This is a genomic window from Catonella sp. (genome assembly GCF_052173895.1).
GTDB lineage: Bacteria > Bacillota > Clostridia > Lachnospirales > Lachnospiraceae > Catonella.
Window position 1 is genome coordinate 1 of the sequence record NZ_JBQMXS010000014.1, and the last position, 22,369, is coordinate 22,369.

A 22,369-nucleotide genomic window follows, 5' to 3' on the forward strand; every position below is an offset into this window, starting at 1 on the left:
TTATAATAATTGTTTTACGAACTTTTTCAATTTCATCTTTTTTAAGGAAATAGCATCCTCTTCTCTTAAACTCAGCCTTAACTTCATCATAAATCTTAGCATCTACGATGGCTGACTGCTCGGAAGCACAAATCATTCCATTATCAAAAGTCTTTGAATGGATGATTGAGTTTACTGCCATAAGAATATCTGCTGACTCATCAATAATAGCAGGAGTATTACCGGCACCTACACCGAGTGCAGGCTTTCCTGATGAATAAGCACTCTTAACCATTGCAGGACCACCGGTGGCAAGAATACAATCACATTCTTTCATAACCATATTGGTCATCTCAAGACTTGGAACATCAATCCAGTCAATAATTCCCTCAGGAGCACCGGCCTTAACTGCCGCCTCAAGCACTACTCTGGCAGCTTCTGCTGTACATTTTTTAGCTCTTGGGTGTGGACTTATGATAATACCATTTCTTGTCTTAAGAGCAATAAGAGTCTTAAAAATAGCGGTTGAAGTAGGATTAGTTGTAGGAATTACAGCTGCAAGTATGCCAAGAGGCTCTGCAACTCTGGTCACGCCAAATTCCCTGTCTTCTTCTATAACACCACAGGTCTTAGCATTTTTATATTTATTATAAATATACTCAGATGCATAATGGTTTTTAATTACCTTATCTTCCACTATACCCATTCCTGTCTCTTCAACTGCCATGTGTGCAAGAGGAAGTCTCTGCTGATTGGCTGCTGTAGCTGCAGCAAAGAATATTTTGTCTACCTGCTCCTGTGAATAGGTAGCAAACTTTTCCTGTGCTTCACGAAGTTTCTTAAGAGCCTTCTCAAGTGCTTCAACACTGTCAATGATGTTACGAGTCTTATTTTCCATCGAAAATCTCCCTTCAATCTACTAGATTACCATCGGTTTTAACCGAATAAAATAGCTTGTTATTTTTTTAACTAGCTTGTTAAAATTTTATCATTCTTTCTTCATTCTGTCAACTGTAATTTATTATGATACAAGTATCAACAGTATAAAAATTCGATATAGGCTTGCTTATAAGAGAATTTATTATCTTTTAATACTCACATCTTATTACAATTATAAAGGTAACCTTTAAAGTTTTCTGTTTATTTATTAATAATATCAAATCTTTATCAGTCGCCATTCTAACTATATCATTAATTAAGTCCACTTTCTAGTAAAACTTTTAGATGATTTATACCAAAATTATATCGCAAAAACTATGCATTATAATATTTGTTTAAATTATTCAAAATCTAATTCAACAGGACAGTGATCACTTCCTAAAACTGATGAATGAATCTTCGCCTCCTTAAGCCTGTCCTTAAAATCATCAGAAGTGATAAAATAGTCAATACGCCAGCCTGTATTCTTTTCTCTCGCCTTAAAGCGATATGACCACCATGAGTAAATATTCTCAAGGTCGGGATAAAAAAATCTAAACGTATCTACGTAGCCGGCCTCCAGAAGTTCTGTCATCTTTCCTCTTTCTTCATCTGTAAAACCAGCACTTCTGTGATTGGTCTTTGGATTCTTGAGGTCAATTTCTTCATGTGCCACATTAAGATCTCCACAAAGAATTACAGACTTTTGTTCTTTCAACTTATTTAAATAATTTCTGAAATCATCTTCCCACACCATTCTATATTCTAACCTCTCTAATTCTTGTTTTGAATTAGGAGTGTAGCACACTACCAAAAAATGATCCTCGTATTCTGCTGTAATTACCCTACCCTCATGGCTATGTTCTTCTATTCCTATGTCATAAGTCACACTAATCGGTTCTTTTTTGGTAAATAACGCTGTCCCTGAATATCCTTTCTTCTCAGCATAATTCCAATACTTATGGTATCCCGGTAAATCAAGCTCTAACTGTCCTTTAGAAAGTTTTATTTCCTGTAATCCAAAAGCATCAGCATCTATTTCATTAAAAAAATCCATAAATCCTTTAGTAATACAAGCTCTAAGTCCATTTACATTCCAAGATATATATTTCATTTTATTTCCTTTCTAAATACGCACAACTTGTACTTTACAGGTTTATACAAGTTATTCATTCCTCAGAGAGTTTTTGTTTAATAAAAAATTGGAGAGAAATTTCCTACTAACAATAAAAAAGTCCCTGAAAACAGGGACTAAATTTATTTCGCATAATCAACAGCTCTGGACTCACGTATTATACTTACCTTTATCTGACCCGGATACTCTAATGATGCCTCAATTTTCTTAGATACATCACGAGCCAACAATACCATTTCTGAATCTGCAACCTGATCCGGAATAACAACAACTCTTATCTCTCTTCCAGCTTGAATTGCAAATGATTTATCAACGCCTTCAAATTCATTGGCTATATCTTCAAGTTCTTTAAGTCTATTGGAATAAGTTTCCAACGTCTCCCTTCTAGCACCAGGACGTGCCGCTGAAATTGCATCTGCTGTCTGAACCAGATAAGAAATCAGATTATTAGGCTCAACATCACCATGATGTGATTCAACTGCATTAATAACCGTTGATGATTCCTTGTACTTCCTGCACATTTCAACACCTATCTGTACATGAGAACCTTCCTGTTCTTTATCTACTGACTTACCAATATCATGAAGAAGTCCCGCTCTTTTAGCCAATTTAACATCACATCCACATTCAGCAGCTAAAAGACCTGATAATTGAGCAACTTCAATAGAATGTTTCAACACATTCTGACCATAACTGGTTCTAAATTTCATTCTACCAAGTAACTTTATCAATTCCGGATGAATTCCATGTATACCACATTCAAGCGCTGCAGCTTCTCCCTCTTCTCTAATCTGAACTTCTACTTCTTTCCTTGCCTTTTCAACCATTTCTTCAATTCTAGCCGGATGTATTCTTCCGTCCACAATTAGTTTTTCAAGAGCAATCCTGGCAACTTCACGTCTTACCGGATCAAAGCCTGAAAGAACAACCGCCTCAGGAGTATCGTCAATTATAAGATCCACCCCTGTCAATGTTTCAAGTGTTCTTATATTACGCCCTTCTCTTCCTATAATCCTGCCCTTCATTTCATCATTAGGAAGCTGCACAACAGAAATCGTAGCTTCAGCAATATGATCAGCAGCACAACGTTGAATAGCTGTAACAACTATTTCCTTAGCCTTTTTGTCAGCCTCTTCCTTTGCTCTGTTCTCAAGTTCCTTTACCATAACTGCCATTTCATGTTTTACATCATCCTCAACTGACTTGATAATGTAATCTTTTGCTTGTTCGGAGGTAAGTCCCGATATTCTCTCAAGCTCAGCCAGTTGTTTTACATGAAGATCCTCAACAGCCTTCTTGTCCTGCTCAAGTTCTACTTCACGCTCATTAATCTTTAACTCTCGTTTCTCAAGCAGCTCACTTTTCCTATCTGTTGCCTCTTCCTTAGATAAAACTCGTTTCTCATACTTCTGTAGTTCTGCCCTTCTCTCCTTACTTTCCCTCTCAAATTCATTCTTTACTTTCAGAGATTCCTCTTTGGCTTCGAGCAAGGCCTCGCGCTTTTTAGTCTCAGCTTCTAAATTAGCTTTCTCTATTATATCCCTAGCTCTTTCTTCTGCAGTTCCAACCTTAGCTTCATAATTTTTAACACGATTAGAAATTGCAATTTTCCAAACAGTAGGAGCAGTAACTGCAGCAGTAACCACGACAGCAACCACTGCTGTGATAATTGGTTCCACTGGAGCACCTCCTTATTTAATTTTCATTGTACAAGAAATCTATGCCAAATTACCTTTACATAATTCAACCGACACATACAACAGTTAAATTCTATACTTTTTAACTAAAAAAGTCAAGTATCATAGAAATAATCACTGAGTACACGTGATATAAGTTCTGTATCAAATCCCTTTCTATATAGGTAAGAATACAGTTTTCTCTTTTTATCCAAATCTATTTCTTTTAAATTTTTAATTTTCTTTTTAATTAAATTATGTAAAGCTTCTTCATCAGTTCTATCATCTGTAATAATTTGTTCTATAATATCACTGTCTATCCCTTTTGAAAACAACTCCATTTTAATCTGTCGCAAGCTCTTTGAATTGCTCTTATAGTTGATAAAGTTCTCAGCATATCTTGCATCATTCAAATAATTAAACTTTTTAACATAAGATATTGCATTTTCAATCACTTCAACTTGATAATTTTTTAAATATAACTTTTTTCTTAAATCTGCTTCTGAACAATCCGCCCTACTTAGGATCTCTAATGCTTTTTTTCTGGCTCTTGGAATCATAGTTTTATTGATAAAATCCTCATAGATTTCATCAGGTAACTCTGTAGACTCTTTTATTGCATATTTCCTTATATCACTTTGATATACATAAAAAACAATATTTTCAGCCTTTATTTTATATCTATATTTCCCTATCTTTTCAACAGAATCGATAAACATTATAATTATCCCTATTCTTCATCATCAAAATCATCTAAATCATCTTCATTCTTCTCTAAAACCGGTTCCTCTAAATTTGTACTAGAATCTTTCTTTGTATGCAGTTCCCTAACTTTTCCTTCAATTTCCTTAAATACATTAGGATTAGTTTCAAGATAAAGTTTTGCATTTTCTCTTCCCTGTCCAATTTTTTCACCATTATAAGAGAACCATGCTCCCGATTTAACAATTATATTATCATCCACTGCAATATCAAGCACATCTCCTGTACGGCTTATACCCATTCCAAACATAATATCAAACTGTGCTTCTTTAAAAGGAGGAGCTATTTTGTTCTTAACAATTTTTATTTTAGTTCTATTTCCGATAACATCTCCACCCTGCTTTATCGCATCAGCTTTTCGAACATCCATTCTTATAGATGCATAAAACTTTAATGCACGTCCTCCAGTTGTAGTCTCCGGATTTCCAAACATAACTCCAATTTTTTCACGTAACTGATTAATAAAAACAACTATACAATTCGTTTTACTGATAACAGAGGTAAGTTTCCTCAACGCCTGACTCATAAGGCGTGCCTGCAAACCAACATGAGAATCACCCATGTCTCCATCAATTTCAGCCTTAGGAACAAGTGCTGCTACTGAATCTACTATAACTATATCCATAGCCCCACTTCTTACCATTGTCTCAGTAATCTCTAAAGCCTGTTCACCACTATCAGGCTGAGAAATATAAAGCTCATCTATATTTACTCCAATTGCCTTAGCATATACCGGATCAAGCGCATGCTCAGCATCTATGAATCCTGCTATTCCCCCTGATTTTTGAACTTCTGCGACCATGTGAAGTGCAACTGTAGTTTTACCACTTGACTCAGGGCCATATACTTCTATTATTCTTCCCTTAGGTATACCGCCAAGCCCCAGTGCCAAATCTATACTCAGACACCCTGTAGGAACTACCTCGATATTCATTTTTTCTAATTTAGCTCCCATTTTCATAATAGAGCCTTTTCCAAAATCTTTTTCTATCTGTGCAATTGCAGCTTCCAACGCTTTTTTCTTATCACCACCTGTATACACAGTTTTTTCCTTAGAATCTTTTGCCATAATTACCTCACTGTAAAATATTATTCACAAACAAATGTTCTTGATATTGTATATTATAAAACATAAGTTCGATAAAGTCAACTAAAACATTCTTAGTTACTTTATTTTTAATTAATATAAAGTAATTAAAGTATAATACATTTTCTCAATTCTGTAATCGGCAAATCAAACAATTTTTTTGCTTTTTCCTATACAAAATGAACAAAAATTAACTTCCACATTGTAAATACCACTCTATAATATCTTTTCCCCAAAATAGCGACACTAATATTCCAGCAGACAAATACGGTCCCAATGCCAGAATATTTTCTGATTTATTTAATTTCATTCTTATAGAGTGAATTATAGATGCAAATACGCATCCTAAAAAAAATGCAAGAACCACCTTACCAAAGCCTAAAAATAATCCAGAAACAGCCATCAACTTTATGTCACCGCCTCCTATAGCCCTTCCTTTCGTAACTAAGTATACCAGTATTAATAATAGACTTATCGAAAAAAAACCTAATACATAATCCACTAAATTAGTAAAATCTGTTACTATTTTTAATACTCCAATTAAGAATATAAAAAAATTTATTCTAGGTGGAATCTCATATGTTATCCAATCTATAACTGATAGCATTATTAGAGATAAAATAAATAAAATATTAATACATATTGTAACAACGTTTAAATCCATTTATTTTCCTTCAGTTAAATACACTTCTCCTCTTCATTTCGCAGCATTCTGGTGATGAATTTCTTTTTCCTTATACATCCTTTCATCCAACCTTTTTAGAAAAGCTGATGAAGAACCATCCACCTCACAGTCATACACTGCATACCCCAAGCTGAAAGATATGTCAAATGGAAATTTGCCTAGAGCATTGAAATCATCAAGACTTCTTCTAAGCCTATTCATAGCCACTTCAATTTCAGCCTCATCGCAGATATCTGTAAGTATACAAAACTCATCTCCTCCATATCTGGCAACAATATCTGTCTTTCTAAAATTTTTAATTACGATATCCGAAAACGCCTCTAGAGCATCGTCTCCAGCCTGATGTCCATAAGTATCATTAATATATTTAAATCTGTCAATATCTGCCATGATACCCGAAAACTTAACTTCACTAGCATTATTAACCCTTTTTGTAAGTTCTGCATCAAACTTTCGCCTATTTACTGCTCCTGTCAAAAAATCTGTATTCAAATCCCTACTCTGCATATAAATATAAAGCAAAACTGAATAGAAAAATACATCTGCATAATTATGAATCATGTTTTTCATTGAAAACTGCAAAATTGTAACAACTAATGCATATATAGGAAAAATCCACAAAACTACAGATAAATCATGTTTGTTCTTTTTATTCAAATATATTGTATATACCTGCATACTCATATACTCAATAGCAATTAAAAATATTCTTATATCATAGAATATACCTTTACCATATGTTGTTCCATCGAATTTATACAGAAGGTCTAATGAAAAAATTTGTGAAATACAAAGTATGATAAAATTTACAGCAGAAAATAATAAACAAATAATCAGTAAAATATTAGTTTTATTTTTACCATAATCCATACATTCATTTGAGTATTTTATTATAAAGCATCCTACAAGTGGTGTAAGTGCAAAAAGTAAAAAAGTTCCTGTCAAAGAAATGATATTTGAAATTACACCACATACTGCTACTTCACTCATTAGTTTTGAGATAACTATCATAAATAAGACTACAATTAAGTATTTGTACCACTTTTCTTTTTCTCTATTATTATTTTTACTTATGAATGCAAATATAGCAACAATAAACATCAGATTATATATATCTGATAGCAAACCACTGGAAATTTCCATAACTATCCACCCCCCCCCAAAAAAAAAAATACAACTATATTTTTAACAATACATGCGTTGTTATTATAACATAATACGGTTACATTTCGGTTACATTTTCATATTTTTATTACAATATTAGAACCGATATATGCAAAATTTCATATATTGACAAAATTACTTAATTGTGATTTAATCTTTTCTATAAACTGTGACGGGAAGAAGTAAGCTAGATGTTCACTTACAGAGATTAGCCGGTTGGTGAGAGGCAAAAGAAAGAGTCTGACTGAATACATCCCTGAGTTTCACACTGAACGTTTCTACAAGTAGGCTGTGACGGTGGACTTCCGTTATAGGGTCAGGGTATAGATAGATTGTACCTGTAAGAGGCAGATATTCTGCGAAATAAGGTGGTAACACGAAGCTTACGCTCTCGTCCTTTGTAGGATGGGATTTTTTATTTTAAAGGAGGAAAATATGACAGTTTATGAAGAACTTAAGGCAAGGGGACTTATTGCTCAGGTAACTAATGAAGAAGAAATCAGTAAGATGGTAAATGAAGGAAAAGCCGTATTTTATATAGGTTTTGACCCTACTGCAGACAGCCTTCATGTAGGACATTTTATGGCACTCTGCCTTATGAAAAGACTTCAGATGGCAGGTAACAAGCCAATAGCCCTGATGGGGGGTGGAACAGGTATGATAGGTGACCCTTCAGGCAGAACCGATATGAGAACTATGATGACTAAGGAAACTATCGAACATAACTGCGAATGTTTCAAAAAGCAGATGGAAAAATTTATTGATTTTGGCGAAGAAAAGGCTATTATGGTTAATAACGCCGACTGGCTCTTAAACCTCAATTATATTGAATTCTTAAGAGATATAGGACCACATTTTTCCGTAAATAGAATGCTTGCTGCCGAATGTTATAAACAGCGTATGGAAAAAGGACTTAGTTTCTTAGAATTTAACTACATGCTTATGCAGGGATTCGACTTTTATATGCTATACCAGAAATACGGATGTAATATGGAGTTTGGTGGTGATGATCAGTGGAGTAATATGCTTGCAGGTACTGAGCTTATAAGAAGAAAACTTGGTAAGGATGCTCATGCTATGACTATTACTCTTCTGCTTAATTCTGAAGGTAAAAAAATGGGAAAGACTGCCAATGGTGCTGTATGGCTTGACCCTGAAAAAACTACCCCTTACGATTTCTATCAGTACTGGAGAAATGTTGATGATGGTGATGTTCTAAAATGCCTCAAACTTCTTACCTTCCTTCCAATAGAAGAAATTCTTGCTATGGAATCTTGGGAGGGAGCTAAGCTTAATGATGCAAAAGAAATACTCGCTTTTGAACTTACCAAACTTGTCCATGGAGAAGATGAGGCTAATAAGGCTCAATCTGCCGCTAAGGCTCTTTTTGCAGGTGGAGGCAATCTCGAAAATATGCCTTCCTTTACTATATCTATGGAAGATACCAGAGACGGTCTCTTTGATATAGTTACTATCCTCCATAAATCAGGTCTTGTAGCTACTCGTTCAGAGGGCAGACGTGCTGTAGAGCAGGGTGGTGTTGTTGTAAATGATGATAAGATAACTGACTTCGCAGCTACTTTTAGGCCTGAGGAATTACAAGGCGATGGACTCATTGTGCGCAAAGGCAAGAAAAAATTCTGTAAAGTTGTGCTTGGCTAAATTGCATTTATTTTCTGATTTTTAAGAAAATTTCAGGCTGTTACATTAAGAATTTGGGATTATTATTCTTTAATGTGACAGCCTATTTATTTTTTAGTTATTATTAATATTTATTTATAAGTTCTCTATACCTAGGTTTATCTTCCTCCGAAATACCTACTGCATCAAGTGCCTGATCTAGATTCAACTTCAAATTTACCATAAGCTTACTCACAGCTGACAATAATGCATCTAACCTACCTTTATCTATTCCTTGTTCTATCCCTTGTTCTATTCCTTGTTCTATCCCTTGTTCTATTCCTTGTTCTATCCCCTGTTCTATTCCTTGTTCTATTCCCTGTTCTATTCCTAGCTTTATCCCTCTCTCCAGTCCTCTATTTTCTATTTTATCTAAAACTTCTTTTATATCACACATACCATCACAGCTCCTTTCTCCATATGAGGCAATTATACTTTCTCTTATTTCTTCAAACCTTTCATCCCCAACAAAAGCTCCAAAAAAATCTAACATCTCAGGTAAATGGGTTATAGTTTCTGTTTCTACTTTTAGGTTATCACCATTTTTTAAAAAGTCAACTATAATCTTAAAATCCCTTTTAAGCCTTGCTATTTCTTCATCCGGAATAGTCCCAAGATTATATACATTTACCTTATATTCCGGAATTATATTCTTTAATTTATCAGGAATATTTAATCTTTTTCTAAGTGACAATGGTGACTCCCATTGCTTTTTACCATAATATAACACTATAGTTATAACCGGATATACATCTTGTATTGTACTTAATTCTTTTTCAAGCTTTTCCTTCATCTTTTTACTGTTTTCATCCATTTTATTCTTCAACTTACAAAGCTTATTTCTTATTGTTTCTTCTTTATTTATCTGACTTTTATAAGACATAATATCATACCCCATAACTCTAAATATCATATTTTTGTCTATTTCAGTTTGATTTTCAAGTCCAAATAAAGAGATAACTACTCCACCTTTTTTCCAGAGTTTAGATACATCCCTTTCCTGATAGCCTAATCTACCATCAGCTTTTCTCAGATTACTTTTAGATGGAATATCCTCCAGTTCTTCCTCTTTTACTACTTCTTCTCCTGAAAATAACAATCCGTTTACAGCATCTGCAAATACATCATTAAATTCAAATAGTTTTCTTTCAGATAAATCTTTCTGCCCCATAAACCTGCCTTTCTTAAATTTTTAATTTCTGTTTTAGTTTTGAAAATTTTTAGATACTTCCCGAACTTTCTTAATTTAAAATAATTGATTTAGTTCTTTGAAATATAGATATTTTTTATATCTTTAAGAATATTATAGGCTAATTTTAGAAACAAGGCAATTAGTTATTATTCTGAATTTGAGGTTTGATTTTTGTGGTATATGTACAAAAAGGGCTGCAACCATCATAGTTGCAGTCCTTAAGAATTTGATGTTATTGGGTTAATTCCTCTCCATAAAATATCTTATAAAAATCTTTTAGTTTAAAATTATTACCGTTATTTGTCCCTTCAATAAAAAATTTATTACTTTTAGCCTCAGCTCCCATGCCAGCTTTCAAATATTCTTTCATATTACTTACATAAAGACTATTCTGATTTCTAGGAATTATCCATATATCAACTGTAACATTGGATTCTTTTCCATCCCAAAAGTCTTCACCCACACCATCCCCTTTAACAGGTATAAATTTATCAAGTTCTATTGAGGTAGTATGATGATTCACAGCAACCATGCTTCTTTTGTCATTATTCTTATTTTCTTTAATTCTTTTTGCCACTGAGCTCAATTCTGTATATTCAAATTCATTCTCAACATTTTGGTAATCATTTTCCGTAGAAGTAAGGTTATATGAACCTAAATTCCCCTCACTAGCTAAAACTGAAATTCCTGCGATAATATCGTATGTAGTTGCATTATCTACCTCATCCCACTTCAATAGCCACTTTCCACTTTCATTAACAAGTCTAATTGTATTCCCAGTACCATCTTTATGCTTAAACTCATTTCCATCATATTCATACACAGGTGGTCTATTTGAGTCACCACCCCACTTTTTCTCTAGCAGTTTCACTTCTTTTTCATTAGACTTTCCTATCTCCACACCTTTTAAATGCTTAAAGTCCTTAACAAGTTTTACAATATATTTACCAACTCCTGCCTTTCTCATCTGTTTCAAAAGGTCAATCCTATCTACTCCTGCTTGTAGGTCTTTGCTTTCTATCGTATTGTTTTCATTTTTAATAAGCTCATACTTTGCTGCCACATTTAATACATCAAATAAAACAACTCCATTATCTCCTATTGTAGGAGCACTAGCTGTTCTCTTAAACTCTTCAATTTTCTTATACTCTTCAACTTCAGCTTTTATCTCATTATATAAGTCTACATTACCTAATTTTGTCTTAAAAGCTTTTTCAGATATAGTCTTTCTTTTCTCTTCAATGGCATCTACTGCTGTCTTAGCTGTCTCCGGATCAAGGTCATTACCTGCTTTAATATTTTCATAAGCATTTCCTATCGCCTGTACAGCTGCATTCTCAGCATCTTTTAAATTTCTTATTTTTTCTTCTAATTCTTTTACCTTAGTTTCAACATTCTTTTTGTGCTCTGCCCAATTCGCTTTATTATCATGTCCATTTATTTTTTCTTGAATTTTGGCTGTAAGCTCTGCACCCATATTATTAACATCTTCATAGATATCCTTATTAAGCCTATCAGCAGTATAAGTTAAATACTCTTTTATTCTATTTTCTAAAGCATTTGAATCCTGATTATTAATTGTTATCTCTGTTTCAGCTTTAACATTACTTCCACTAACTTTAGCCTCTATCTTGCATGTTCCATTAGCTAAAGCCTCTATCTCAGCCTCATTAGAATTTGAAGAGATTATTTTGGCTATACCTACGCCTTCCTTTATAGTCCATACAAGATTTTTATCAGTGGCATCTGATGGTTCGTATGTAACTGTAATCTTGGTCTTACCTGCATCAGTTGTTATATCGCTAGTTTTGTTTAAAGTAATTTTTGTAGTCTTTTTCTCTGGCTTGCTTGGAGTAAATGAGCCACCTCCTGCACTTCCACCACCATAATAACCACCACCTGTATTACCTGTTGGCGTAGTTTCTTTAGTTTTTTCTTTTTCTGCTTTTTCTTTCTCAGCCTTTTCTTTTTCTGCTTTTTCCTTCTCAGCCTTTTCTTTCTCTGCTTTTTCCTTTTCTACTTTTTCTTTCTCAGCTTTTATTCTTTCAGTTTCTTTATCTTGAATACTGGAGCCGGCCTCATTTTTTATGTCTCCAACCTTCTTCTCTATGTCAATAACAGCTGTATTAGCCTTTTTACTTGTTTCAAGAGTTTCTGCATTTATATTTACAGTTAGAGAAACTGGACTTTCTACTCTTATCTTTGATATAGATGCATCTTCGCCCTTTCCTTTAATATTTAATTTTGAAGTTATATCTGCTTTTTTTACTACTACACTCGCCTTACTATTTCCCATAGTAAGAGCAATATCAGTAGCCTTACCTAATTCAGCTGTGATTTTTTTGCCATATTCCGACAAATCTACTTTAGCCATAGTATTTTTAGCAACTTTCAATATCAAATTCTTATTATTAAAATCAGATTCTTTATTAAGCTTTATCTTTGTATCTGTTCCTGTAATTTTGAGAGTTTTTACAGAAGATTTAGATGATTTTAATACATAATTTCCTTTTTCAAAAGCCAGTTCGCCTGAAAGCTTTACATTTTTAAGCTGAATTGTAGCCTTGCCTACACTTTTCTTAATAACTATCGACTTAGCTGTCTTTTTTGATATAACAACCTTTCCATTTTTTACATCTTTTTTTGTTACATAAATTACGCCCTTTTTCTCAGTCATGGCCTTAGCAGTATAAGGCAGGGTTGAAAATGTACTTGTTATAGCTGTAGCTAAAATTAAACTACATATTTTTGCTTGCTTACTTCTCATTACAATCCTCCTTGAAATAATTACTTATTTTCAGTTACATTTTTTAAATATATTTAATTAAATATAATTCATGTAACTTTTTTAGTCAATGATTTAAACATAAATTTTAAGTTTAAATCATAAATTAAATTTAATAATCTAAGCTATTTACCCATATTAAGAGCAAGCTTTCCTATAATAATCAGTTGCTAAACAGATATAAGTATATTAAAATATTCATATGCAATGCTATTATATGATGTGGGTGTCAAAAGATAATAAATTCTCTTGCAAGCAAGCCCCAATCGAATTTTTATACTTTTGACACTTGTATCATTATATAAAATAAATAAAATTTAGGAGATTTATGATTAATAACGAAAAAGTTGCTGCAATTATTGCTGAATACAATCCTTTCCATAACGGTCATGCTTATCATATCAAAGAAACCAAAAGACTTACCAACGCCAAATATATCATCATACTCATGAGTGGAAACTTTGTGCAAAGGGGCGAGCCTTCCATCATAGATAAATATCGAAGGGCAGCATCTGCCCTTCTTTCCGGTGCAGATGCTGTGTTTGAGCTGCCTGTTACCGTATCTACAGGGAGTGCTGAAATTTTTGCTGATGGCTCAGTTGCTCTTGCAGAGAAACTTGGCATAATCGACTATCTCTCTTTTGGAGCAGAAAATGATAACATAACAGATCTTATAGAATGTAGCAAATTACTTATCCAAAAAAATCATAATAAAGACATTGCTAAGATTATGTCATCCGGTACTGCCTTTCCAGAATCAAGAGATATTTATCTTAGAAAAAATGGTTATGTAAAAGAGGCCGATTTACTTAAAACCTCAAATAATATACTGGCAATATCATATTTAAACAAGCTTAACCTCCTCAATTCCAATATTGTTCCAATCGCCATAAAAAGAGCTGAAGTTTTACATGATTCTGAAATTATTGATGATAAAAATTTAACAATTGCTTCTGCCAAAGCAATCCGTAAAGATTTGCATGACAGCTTAACTAAAAACAGCCTTAAATATATGCCCGACTCTACTATAACCAGATTAAACCCAAATGGATTTTATATTAAAAATAATGATTTTTCTGATATTTTATTCTATAAACTGGGAGAAATTATTTATAAAAATAACAAGAAAGATGCAATAAGAATTTTAAGCAATTACAGTGATGTAACTACTGATCTAGCCTGTAGAATTTATAATCTATTTGGAAAATCAAGTTCATATGATGAATTTGCAGCCTCCTTATGGTCTAAAAATTATACCTATGCAAGAATCGACAGAGTTTTATTCCATATAATAGGAGGAATAACCAGAGAACTTATTGAAAATAATAGGGCTTATGGTTTCTGTCCATACATCAGACCTCTTGCAATCAAAAATGAGTCAATAGATATATTAAATTCTATTGGAAAATTATCCAAAGCTAATGATGATATAAAACTGATTGCAAGGATAGGTGACGCTAAAAAACTTGAAAATAAAGCAGCCATAGAAACTTTTAGAATAACAAGTTTTATGACTGCCTTATATAATCAGATTTCATTTAATAAGTACAACTTAAAATGTCATGACGAAGTATCTGAGAGTTTTATCCTTCGACAAAAATTCTAATCTTCTTCAAAATCATCTGAATTAACATTTACTGTAAATTCTTCCTCTGTTTCCTCAACCTCAGTATCATCTTCGTCAAAATCGTCTTCTGCCTTGATAATCTGAGTTTTAATTTCACTGCGATTATTCTTTACAATTTCTAATGTACTCTTCAATTTATCTATAACACTGCTTGAACCGGCCATCACAGTATCAAGATTATGTGAAACCATTTTCTCAACAGTAGCAAGCATTTCTTCTGCATAAGAAAGTGCTCCAAGTTTTATCTGAACAGCCATTTCTTCTGCTTCTTTCACAATATTGTCAGCACTTTTTTCAGCATTTTCAATAATATAATCTGCTTCTCTTTCTGCTGCAATTACGATTTCATCATCCTGAATAATCGCATTAATTTTTTCTTCTGCCTTAGCCTCTATTTTAGCTGCCTTGCTTTTTGCAGCTCTCAAAATTTCATTCTTAGCCTCATTTACCTTCTTTGCCTCTTCAAATTCTACTCTTACAGCCTGCCTAAGCTCATCTGTAAAATCAAGTAATCTTTCCTTAGAAATTTTTATCCTATCTTTTGACAGTGGTACAATATTCTGATCATCAATGTATACTGCCATCTTATCTATAAGTTTCAATATCCTATCTTCTGCCATAGCCAACTCCCCAAATTTATTTTTTTCTTAAAAACAGATGTCTACTATTTTTATACAGCTTATCTTTGACAATTTTAAGACCAAGTTCATCTATATATAAAAAATCAGTATTCTTACTTGCTTCAACTATTATTATAACATCCTCGTTAAGTATGGAAGAATTTACAAGAGCATTTAGCACACTCTGTTCCACTCCCTTATCGTATGGAGGATCCATAAAAACAAGGTCAAATTTCTTTTTTTCAATCTCCAAAGTCCTTATTCCAGATAAAACTTCCATCTTAAGGACTAGAGCCTTATCATTAAACTTTGTTTTATTAACATTATGCTTAATACATTTGATCGCTTCGTCTGATTTTTCGATAAATGCTGCAAAATCAGCTCCACGACTTAAAGCTTCTACACCTATCTGTCCACTTCCTGCAAATAAATCTAAAAACGACCCTCCCTCTACATATCCTTGTAGCATATTAAACAAAGTTTCTTTTATTCTATCTGAAGTAGGCCTAGTTTCTAAACCTGTAGGCGTAATTAGTGGAACAGTCCTTGCACTACCTGCTATGACTCTCATTATACACCACCTTTTCTTAAAATTCAAAATCTTCAGCTGTTATTATTGATAAATCTTCTATGGTAGGCTCTTCTAAGTGAGATAGTCTATTTGCCTGCCCCACAAGCATTTTTTCAAAAAGATTTCTTATACCTCTTGCATTTCCAAATACCCTTTTAGAAGTTTTATCCATCCCTGAGAGATAGCTCCTGAGCTTTTCCACAGCCTTATCTTCAAGTTTCATTTCCATTTTTCCGGACATAGCATCCATAATTGCGATAAGATCGTCTTCATTGTAATCCTTAAATTCAATAAATTTATTAAACCTTGAAATTAATCCTGTATTAGTCTGAAGAAAATCATTCATCTCCTTGGTATAACCTGCAACTATAACCACCAAGTCATTTCTATGATCTTCCATAAGTTTTACTAATGTATCGATAGCTTCTCCACCAAAGTCATTTGCAGCCCCCGGAGCTGAAAGCGAATAAGCCTCATCTATAAATAATACTCCACCAAGTGCTTTATTTACTACTTCAGTTACCTTCAGTGCTGTCTGTCCTACATATCCGGCAACCAAGCCGGAACGATCTACCTCTACAAGTCCTCCCTTAGAAAGCACTCCCAACTCTTTGTAGATACTTGCAATAAGCCTTGCTACAGTTGTCTTGCCGGTTCCCGGACTTCCTGTAAATACCATATGGTAGGAGATAGCCGGAGAAGGGAGCCCCTTCTTCTTCCTTAGCTGTCGAATATTTATAAGATTTATTAATGAATGAACTTCATTTTTAACATCGTCCAATCCTACTAAAGCCTCTAACTCAGCAACCAGTTCATCAAGCCTCTTCTTCCTATCCTCTTCCTTAATTGGAATAGGCTCCGGCTCTGCCTGTTTAGGCAGTTCTTCATTTTTTATCATATTCTCATTTGCCCTAACTTCTTTTAGGATAGGAACAGCCTCATCTTTTTCTTCTTCAACATCCTCATCCTTAAATCCTTCCCCCGGCATTGTAATATCGCCTGAGGCCTTACGGAACAAGTACCTTTCGTTTATGCGTTCTGCCCTGTCTGAAAAGAAAATAAAGGCCTGAACTGAATGGTAGTAGTCCATTATAAATTGTGGGAGAAACTCATCCCTATTAGCATTTAAATATGACATTGCAACTATAATATTTAATATCATATCCATATAGGCACTGGACATATTAGAATTTTTTTCTCTATCACGCAAAGAACAAAGCTGCATTATTATCGGAGGCGATTTTACCACTGATTCAGCCTGTCTTATTATTTCATTACTTATGTCTTCAACCTCAGAAATGTCATACTGTTTGCTATCCGGCAGAGAAACAATAAATTTTACCTCATCCTCACCTAATTTCCCACCATATATCGCAATATTGATTAACATTGACTGTATATACAGATCCAAAGTCTGAAAAATAGTCTTATGCAAAATCTTCTCTGCCTGCATAAAATATCCTTCACTCTCAAGCTTAGAGCAATAACCAACCAAAGTTCTGTAATTAGCTTTTGCTATATCAAAAACCTGTCCTGCATTTGTATACATATACATCCCCTATCTTATAATATGGTACACTTCTAAAGTGTCATTATATCTTCTCCGTAAACAAAACCATTTTTATAAAAATTACTCCCTCTATAATAACATTCATTTTTGATTTTGTCACTCATGCATTTTACAGTTTCCGAAGTAAGTTTTAAAATATCTGCATCTCCTATCACATCTCCCAGATTAAATGCCATTTCACCACTCTGTCTTATGCCGAACACATCGCCCGAACCACGCATTTTCATATCCTCTTCTGCTATTTTAAAACCATCATTAGATGTGTTCAATATTTTCAACCTTTCCATCGCCTCTTTTGAAGTATTTCCTGACATAAATATGCAATAAGACTGTGCACTACCTCTACCTATTCGTCCTCTTAACTGATGAAGAGAGGCAAGCCCAAACCTGTCAGCATTTTCAATCATCATCACTGTTGCATTCGGAACATTAACACCGACCTCTACTACTGTAGTAGAGATAAGTATATCTGTCCTTCCACTTGCAAAATCTTCCATTATCTCATTTTTTTCATCATTCTTCATCTTTCCATGAAGATATCTGATTCTTGCTCTATTACCTATAAGTTCCGTTAGTTCTTCAGTATAGCTTATTACATCTGCTAATTCATCATTTTCTTCTGATTTTTCAACCATCGGGCAGATAATATAAGCCTGATTCCCTTTCTTTACCTCATCTAATATAAACTTATACGCAGTAAATCTATAATCTTCATCTACAACACAGTTTTTTATAGGCAACCTGTCAGCAGGAAGTTCATTTACTATGGAAATATCAAGGTCACCATATAAAATCACTGCTAAAGTTCTTGGAATTGGAGTTGCACTCATTACTAAGATATGAGGTTCATTCCCTTTATTCGCCAATTTTTCACGCTGCTTTACCCCAAATCTATGCTGCTCATCCGTTATTACAAGGGCTAGATTATCATATGCAACCTTTTCTTGTATAAGAGCATGCGTGCCTATAATAATATCAGCATCATGTTTTTCAATCTTTTCTAAAATGTCTTTTCTTTCTCTGCCTTTTACAGAGCCTGTCAATAATACAACCCTTATTCCTAAGGGTTCTAGCATTGTAAAAAAACTTTCAAAATGCTGTCTTGCAAGAACTTCTGTAGGAACCATTACACTTGACTGGTAGCCATTTTCAGCCATTAATAAACAAGCAAGGATAGACAGTATGGTTTTTCCTGAACCAACATCACCCTGAATCAGCCTGTTCATTCTAAAGCCACCTAAAATATCATTTTCTATTTCTTTCCAAACCTGTAACTGTGCATTTGTAAGTGAAAACGGAAGATTTGATATAAATTCTACCACTGTAGACTTTCTTTCTATAATAGTAGAATTTCTAAATTTTTCTCGCTCACCCTTTAACCTGTCTATTGCAAGCGCAAACAAAAAGAACTCGTCAAACACCAATCTTCTCCTTGCATCAACTAAGGTAGTGTAAGACTTTGGAAAATGAATTTCATGTAAAGCCTCTTTTAATGAAATTAAAGAATTTTCTTGTTTAATTTCTTTCGGTAAATATTCTATCTTAGAAGTTACTTCTGACAGTACCTCAGTTATAGATTTTCTAAGCAGATTACTTGTAACTCCTTTGGTAAGTCTATATATAGGCTGTAAAACCTCAGATTTTCTGTAATACTCAGGTTCAGTAAGAATTTCAGGCTGCACAAGCTGTAAAAATCTGCCTTTCTTTACCACCCTTCCTCTAAAAATCATATGCACACCTTTTTTTAGTTTTGCCTTCATAAAGGGCATATTAAACCAGTTTAGTTCAATTGTTCCACTTCCATCACTTACTTCACAGGTTAAAATACTCTTCCTTCCCATCTGTTTGAGTATAGGTACTGTAACAGGCATCGCAAATATTACTGCCATCATTCCTGTTTTAATAGTATTTATAGGCATTATCTTACTATATTTATCATAGTTTCTTGGAAAATATCTTAAAATATCACCTTTTGTGTATATCCCAAGTTTATTTAGGAGGGCTGCAGTTTTATTTCCAATACCTTTTATGGCAGTAATATTTTCTTCTAAAACCATATTTCCTCCTAATTATGATAGTGTTATTTGAATATCAGTGCCTTATCTTTGTCTAAATCAACCTGTTTTTTTAGAGCACCTAAAGATTCAAACTTCATTTCAGGCCTTATAAAGTCCAAAAATTCTACTTTTGCAAAATGCCCATATACATCCTCATTAAGACCAAAAAGCCAAGTTTCAATTCCTACGGAATTATTCTCACTTATAGTAGGCTTTACACCGATATTGGTTATGCCCCTATATACCTTTCCATCCAGTTTTGTATCAGAGGCATAGACTCCGTATGGAGGAAGTATTTTATATTCTTCAGGTTTTATATTTATAGTAGGCATACCTATCGTATGTCCTATATGATTACCATGTACAATCTCTCCTGAATAAGAAAATGCCCGTCCCAAGAGTTCGTTGGCTAGTTTAATATTACCTTGTCCAATAAGATTACGGATTCTTGTACTTGAAATCTCCTCTCCATACATTATCTTTTTCTCTATAACTTTTAATTCATAACCTAAATCTGCTTTTCTTTTTTCAAGAAGTGTAACATCTCCCAGTCTACCCTTACCAAACCTAAAATCAGTACCTACTACAAGTTTTTTTGCACCTAGTTTATTATGAATTATTTTTTCTATAAATTCATTTGCATCTGTATCAATAACATCTTTAGTGAATGGAAAATTTATCATATAATCTAAGCCAAATGCCTCAGCTAATAGTTTTCTTTCTTCATTAGTATCTATTACCTTCATATCCTGTTCAAAAAGAATGCCAAAAGGATTTACCTCAAAAGTAAATAACACCTTCGTAAGTCCACTGGTTTTAAGCACTTCATCAATTAGTTCCTTATGCCCTAAATGAACACCGTCAAATTTACCCAAGGTTACAACTGTATCATATAATTTAAAGTCACTTCCCTGTATATACTCCATTCACCTACCACCTTAAAACATCTTATCTATTTTAAATGCCTTAAGCATCTCATTATAACTGTAAATAGCCCTAAACTCACCGTTATTATACATCCTAAATTTTTCACCATCTATCACATCAGAGCTTATATCTATCTGTTTCACTTCTTCTAATTTTATAATTCCACCATTTTCGAGTAAAATCCCTGAATAGCCTGAAACATCAATACTTCTTAAATCCTTAAATATATCTTCTATAGGAATTACTATTTCATCTAGCCTATTTTCGCTCACTATCTTTTCTATTTCATCCAATTTATAGCTATTTTCAAGATAAAAATCCCCTGTCTTTGTTCTTAATAGACTTTTCATAGCAGCTTTACAACCTAAAGCCTCTCCAATATCTTTGCACAAGGTTCTAATATAAGTACCCTTTGAACAAGCTACTTTTATAGTAATTTCTCTATTTATAATATCTGTATTTTTAATTTCTATACCATAAATAGTAATCTCGCAGGGCTTTCGCTCTATTACCTTGCCTTCTCTTGCTAACTCATACAGTCTTTTTCCATTTATCCTCTTAGCCGAATACATAGGTGGTGTCTGAAGTTGTGTACCAAGAAACCGACTTATAACTTTTTTAAGATTATCACCTGACATCTGATTTTCGTACCATTCTTCAGCATAATCCGTACTTTCAATAATCTCACCTGTAGTGTCTTCTGTATCAGTAGCTATGCCCAGTTTCATTACTGCAACATACTCTTTTCTATGGTCTGTAAGCAATTCACATAGCTTTGTTGCTTTACCAACACACATAGGCAGCACACCTTCGGCTGCAGGATCAAGTGTTCCTGTATGTCCGACTTTGCGCTGCCTAATAATGCCTGTAAGTCTAGTTACTGCATCTCTTGAAGTATAACCTACTTCTTTATATACATTTATGACTCCATTTATCATTAAATATAACCCTTTGTCTTTAACTGGAATTGTAATTGTTTTGTAATATTATTTATTACATCATGCACCGTTCCACTTGATATGGTACAACCAGCAGCCATCTTGTGTCCTCCGCCACCAAAGAATGCCGCAACCTTGCTGACATCTATGTCTGTTACAGTAGAACGCATACTTACCTTAAACAGATGAGGCTCTTGTTCTTTGATTAAAATAGCAACCTTCACTCCCTCAGTAAGCCTAAGCTGATCTATAATTCCACCTGCATCATTGGAATCAATCATATAAAAATCCATTTCCTTGCGTGTAAGATAAGAAACTACACCCACACCATCCCAAAGGATCATACTTTCCATCAAACATCTACCAAGTACCTGATTCTGTTTATATGTTTTGGAATAAAAATTATGATCTATAATATGTCCAAAATCTATCCCCTTGTCCATAAGTTCACCTGCAATCTGCATTGTACGCTTTGATGTACATCCATGATGAAACACACCTGTATCATGAATAATACCAGTATAAAGGCAGGCTGCAACATCTTTATCTATTAAATCCAAGTCCATCATTTCGAATACAAGTTCACAAGTGGAACTAAGTGAAGTAATAATAAAATTCTCATCAGCTACACCCTTACTTGTTATATGATGGTCTATACAAACAGTCTTTTTTGCCTTTGAAAAAAGTTCAGATACTACTCCTATCCTGTCTACATCTCCAAGATCTAACATAAAAAACACATCATAAACTGTATCTTCAGGTTCATTTTTTATGACCTCAGAACCCGGCAATTCGTTAAACTCTTTGCCAATTGGCTCTAAATACACATCCACTTTTTTACCCATCTTTGTAAGATAATTGTATATAGCCAATGTAGAGCCTATACAATCTCCATCCGGATTATTATGACCTGTAACAGCAATAGTTTCAGCATCTTTTACAAGCTCTAAAATATGAACCAAATTATAATTTCCTATAAACATCCTGTCTCCTCTC

18 protein-coding genes and 1 other annotated feature are annotated in these 22,369 nt (G+C 33.7%); of the genes, 2 read left to right on the plus strand and 16 right to left on the minus strand.

What is annotated here, in order from left to right:
- From ACTTG8_RS04765 to ACTTG8_RS04795, 7 genes are all read right to left on the minus strand, one after another.
- A partial coding sequence (locus tag ACTTG8_RS04765) for an aldehyde dehydrogenase family protein (protein ID WP_442560982.1) occupies positions 1-877 on the minus strand: 877 nt, incomplete at its 3' end.
- Positions 878-1,258: 381 nt separating this feature from the next.
- The gene (locus tag ACTTG8_RS04770; RefSeq protein ID WP_442560983.1) at positions 1,259-2,011 is read right to left on the minus strand and encodes an exodeoxyribonuclease III; all 753 of its coding nucleotides are present in this window, start codon (positions 2,009-2,011) and stop codon (positions 1,259-1,261) included.
- Between the two features lie 143 nt (positions 2,012-2,154).
- Positions 2,155-3,639 carry a ribonuclease Y gene (rny, locus tag ACTTG8_RS04775; RefSeq protein WP_442561015.1) on the minus strand — a complete coding sequence of 495 codons (1,485 nt, stop codon included), beginning with the start codon at positions 3,637-3,639 and terminating at the stop codon, positions 2,155-2,157.
- A 185-nt stretch (positions 3,640-3,824) separates the two neighbouring features.
- Entirely contained in the window at positions 3,825-4,427 is a 603-nt protein-coding gene (locus ACTTG8_RS04780; RefSeq protein WP_442560984.1) for a regulatory protein RecX, read from the minus strand.
- A gap of 11 nt (positions 4,428-4,438) precedes the next feature.
- Entirely contained in the window at positions 4,439-5,539 is a 1,101-nt protein-coding gene (recA, locus tag ACTTG8_RS04785; RefSeq protein ID WP_442560985.1) for a recombinase RecA, read from the minus strand.
- Positions 5,540-5,747: 208 nt separating this feature from the next.
- Positions 5,748-6,221 carry a prepilin peptidase gene (locus tag ACTTG8_RS04790; RefSeq protein ID WP_442560986.1) on the minus strand — a complete coding sequence of 158 codons (474 nt, stop codon included), beginning with the start codon at positions 6,219-6,221 and terminating at the stop codon, positions 5,748-5,750.
- A 33-nt stretch (positions 6,222-6,254) separates the two neighbouring features.
- Positions 6,255-7,385 carry a GGDEF domain-containing protein gene (locus ACTTG8_RS04795; protein WP_442560987.1) on the minus strand — a complete coding sequence of 377 codons (1,131 nt, stop codon included), beginning with the start codon at positions 7,383-7,385 and terminating at the stop codon, positions 6,255-6,257.
- A gap of 181 nt (positions 7,386-7,566) precedes the next feature.
- Positions 7,567-7,808 (plus strand) — a binding site (T-box leader).
- A 33-nt stretch (positions 7,809-7,841) separates the two neighbouring features.
- On the opposite strand from ACTTG8_RS04795, the gene tyrS reads away from it, so the two are divergent.
- Positions 7,842-9,068 (plus strand): tyrosine--tRNA ligase, encoded by a 1,227-nt coding sequence (gene tyrS, locus ACTTG8_RS04800; protein WP_442560988.1) that lies wholly within the window; start codon positions 7,842-7,844, stop codon positions 9,066-9,068.
- A gap of 103 nt (positions 9,069-9,171) precedes the next feature.
- On the opposite strand, the gene ACTTG8_RS04805 is transcribed toward tyrS, so the two are convergent.
- Positions 9,172-10,257, minus strand: a complete 1,086-nt coding sequence (locus ACTTG8_RS04805; protein ID WP_442560989.1) for an Rpn family recombination-promoting nuclease/putative transposase — start codon at positions 10,255-10,257, stop codon at positions 9,172-9,174.
- A gap of 253 nt (positions 10,258-10,510) precedes the next feature.
- Positions 10,511-13,045, minus strand: a complete 2,535-nt coding sequence (locus ACTTG8_RS04810; protein ID WP_442560990.1) for an Ig-like domain-containing protein — start codon at positions 13,043-13,045, stop codon at positions 10,511-10,513.
- Positions 13,046-13,391: 346 nt separating this feature from the next.
- On the opposite strand from ACTTG8_RS04810, the gene ACTTG8_RS04815 reads away from it, so the two are divergent.
- Positions 13,392-14,669 (plus strand): tRNA(Met) cytidine acetate ligase, encoded by a 1,278-nt coding sequence (locus tag ACTTG8_RS04815; protein ID WP_442560991.1) that lies wholly within the window; start codon positions 13,392-13,394, stop codon positions 14,667-14,669.
- Here the strand turns inward: ACTTG8_RS04815 and ACTTG8_RS04820 are convergent.
- The 7 genes from ACTTG8_RS04820 to ACTTG8_RS04850 are packed head-to-tail and all read right to left on the minus strand — an operon-like array spanning position 14,666 to position 22,356.
- On the minus strand, positions 14,666-15,310 hold the full coding sequence (locus ACTTG8_RS04820) for a hypothetical protein (protein ID WP_442560992.1): 645 nt from the start codon (positions 15,308-15,310) through the stop codon (positions 14,666-14,668). The genes ACTTG8_RS04815 and ACTTG8_RS04820 overlap by 4 nt on opposite strands.
- Positions 15,311-15,326: 16 nt before the next feature.
- Positions 15,327-15,881, minus strand: a complete 555-nt coding sequence (gene rsmD, locus ACTTG8_RS04825; protein WP_442560993.1) for a 16S rRNA (guanine(966)-N(2))-methyltransferase RsmD — start codon at positions 15,879-15,881, stop codon at positions 15,327-15,329.
- Between the two features lie 16 nt (positions 15,882-15,897).
- Positions 15,898-17,430 carry an AAA family ATPase gene (locus tag ACTTG8_RS04830; protein ID WP_442560994.1) on the minus strand — a complete coding sequence of 511 codons (1,533 nt, stop codon included), beginning with the start codon at positions 17,428-17,430 and terminating at the stop codon, positions 15,898-15,900.
- A gap of 32 nt (positions 17,431-17,462) precedes the next feature.
- A complete protein-coding gene (recG, locus tag ACTTG8_RS04835) occupies positions 17,463-19,508 on the minus strand; it encodes an ATP-dependent DNA helicase RecG (protein WP_442560995.1) in 2,046 nt (681 codons plus the stop codon).
- 23 nt (positions 19,509-19,531) lie between these two features.
- Entirely contained in the window at positions 19,532-20,434 is a 903-nt protein-coding gene (locus ACTTG8_RS04840; protein WP_442560996.1) for a bifunctional riboflavin kinase/FAD synthetase, read from the minus strand.
- 12 nt (positions 20,435-20,446) lie between these two features.
- Positions 20,447-21,373, minus strand: coding sequence for a tRNA pseudouridine(55) synthase TruB (gene truB, locus ACTTG8_RS04845; RefSeq protein ID WP_442560997.1), 927 nt, complete (start codon positions 21,371-21,373; stop codon positions 20,447-20,449).
- Complete coding sequence (locus ACTTG8_RS04850) at positions 21,373-22,356, minus strand: DHH family phosphoesterase (RefSeq protein ID WP_442560998.1); 984 nt, start codon at positions 22,354-22,356, stop codon at positions 21,373-21,375. Before ACTTG8_RS04850 ends, truB begins: the two co-directional genes overlap by 1 nt.
- Positions 22,357-22,369: the final 13 nt, after the last annotated feature.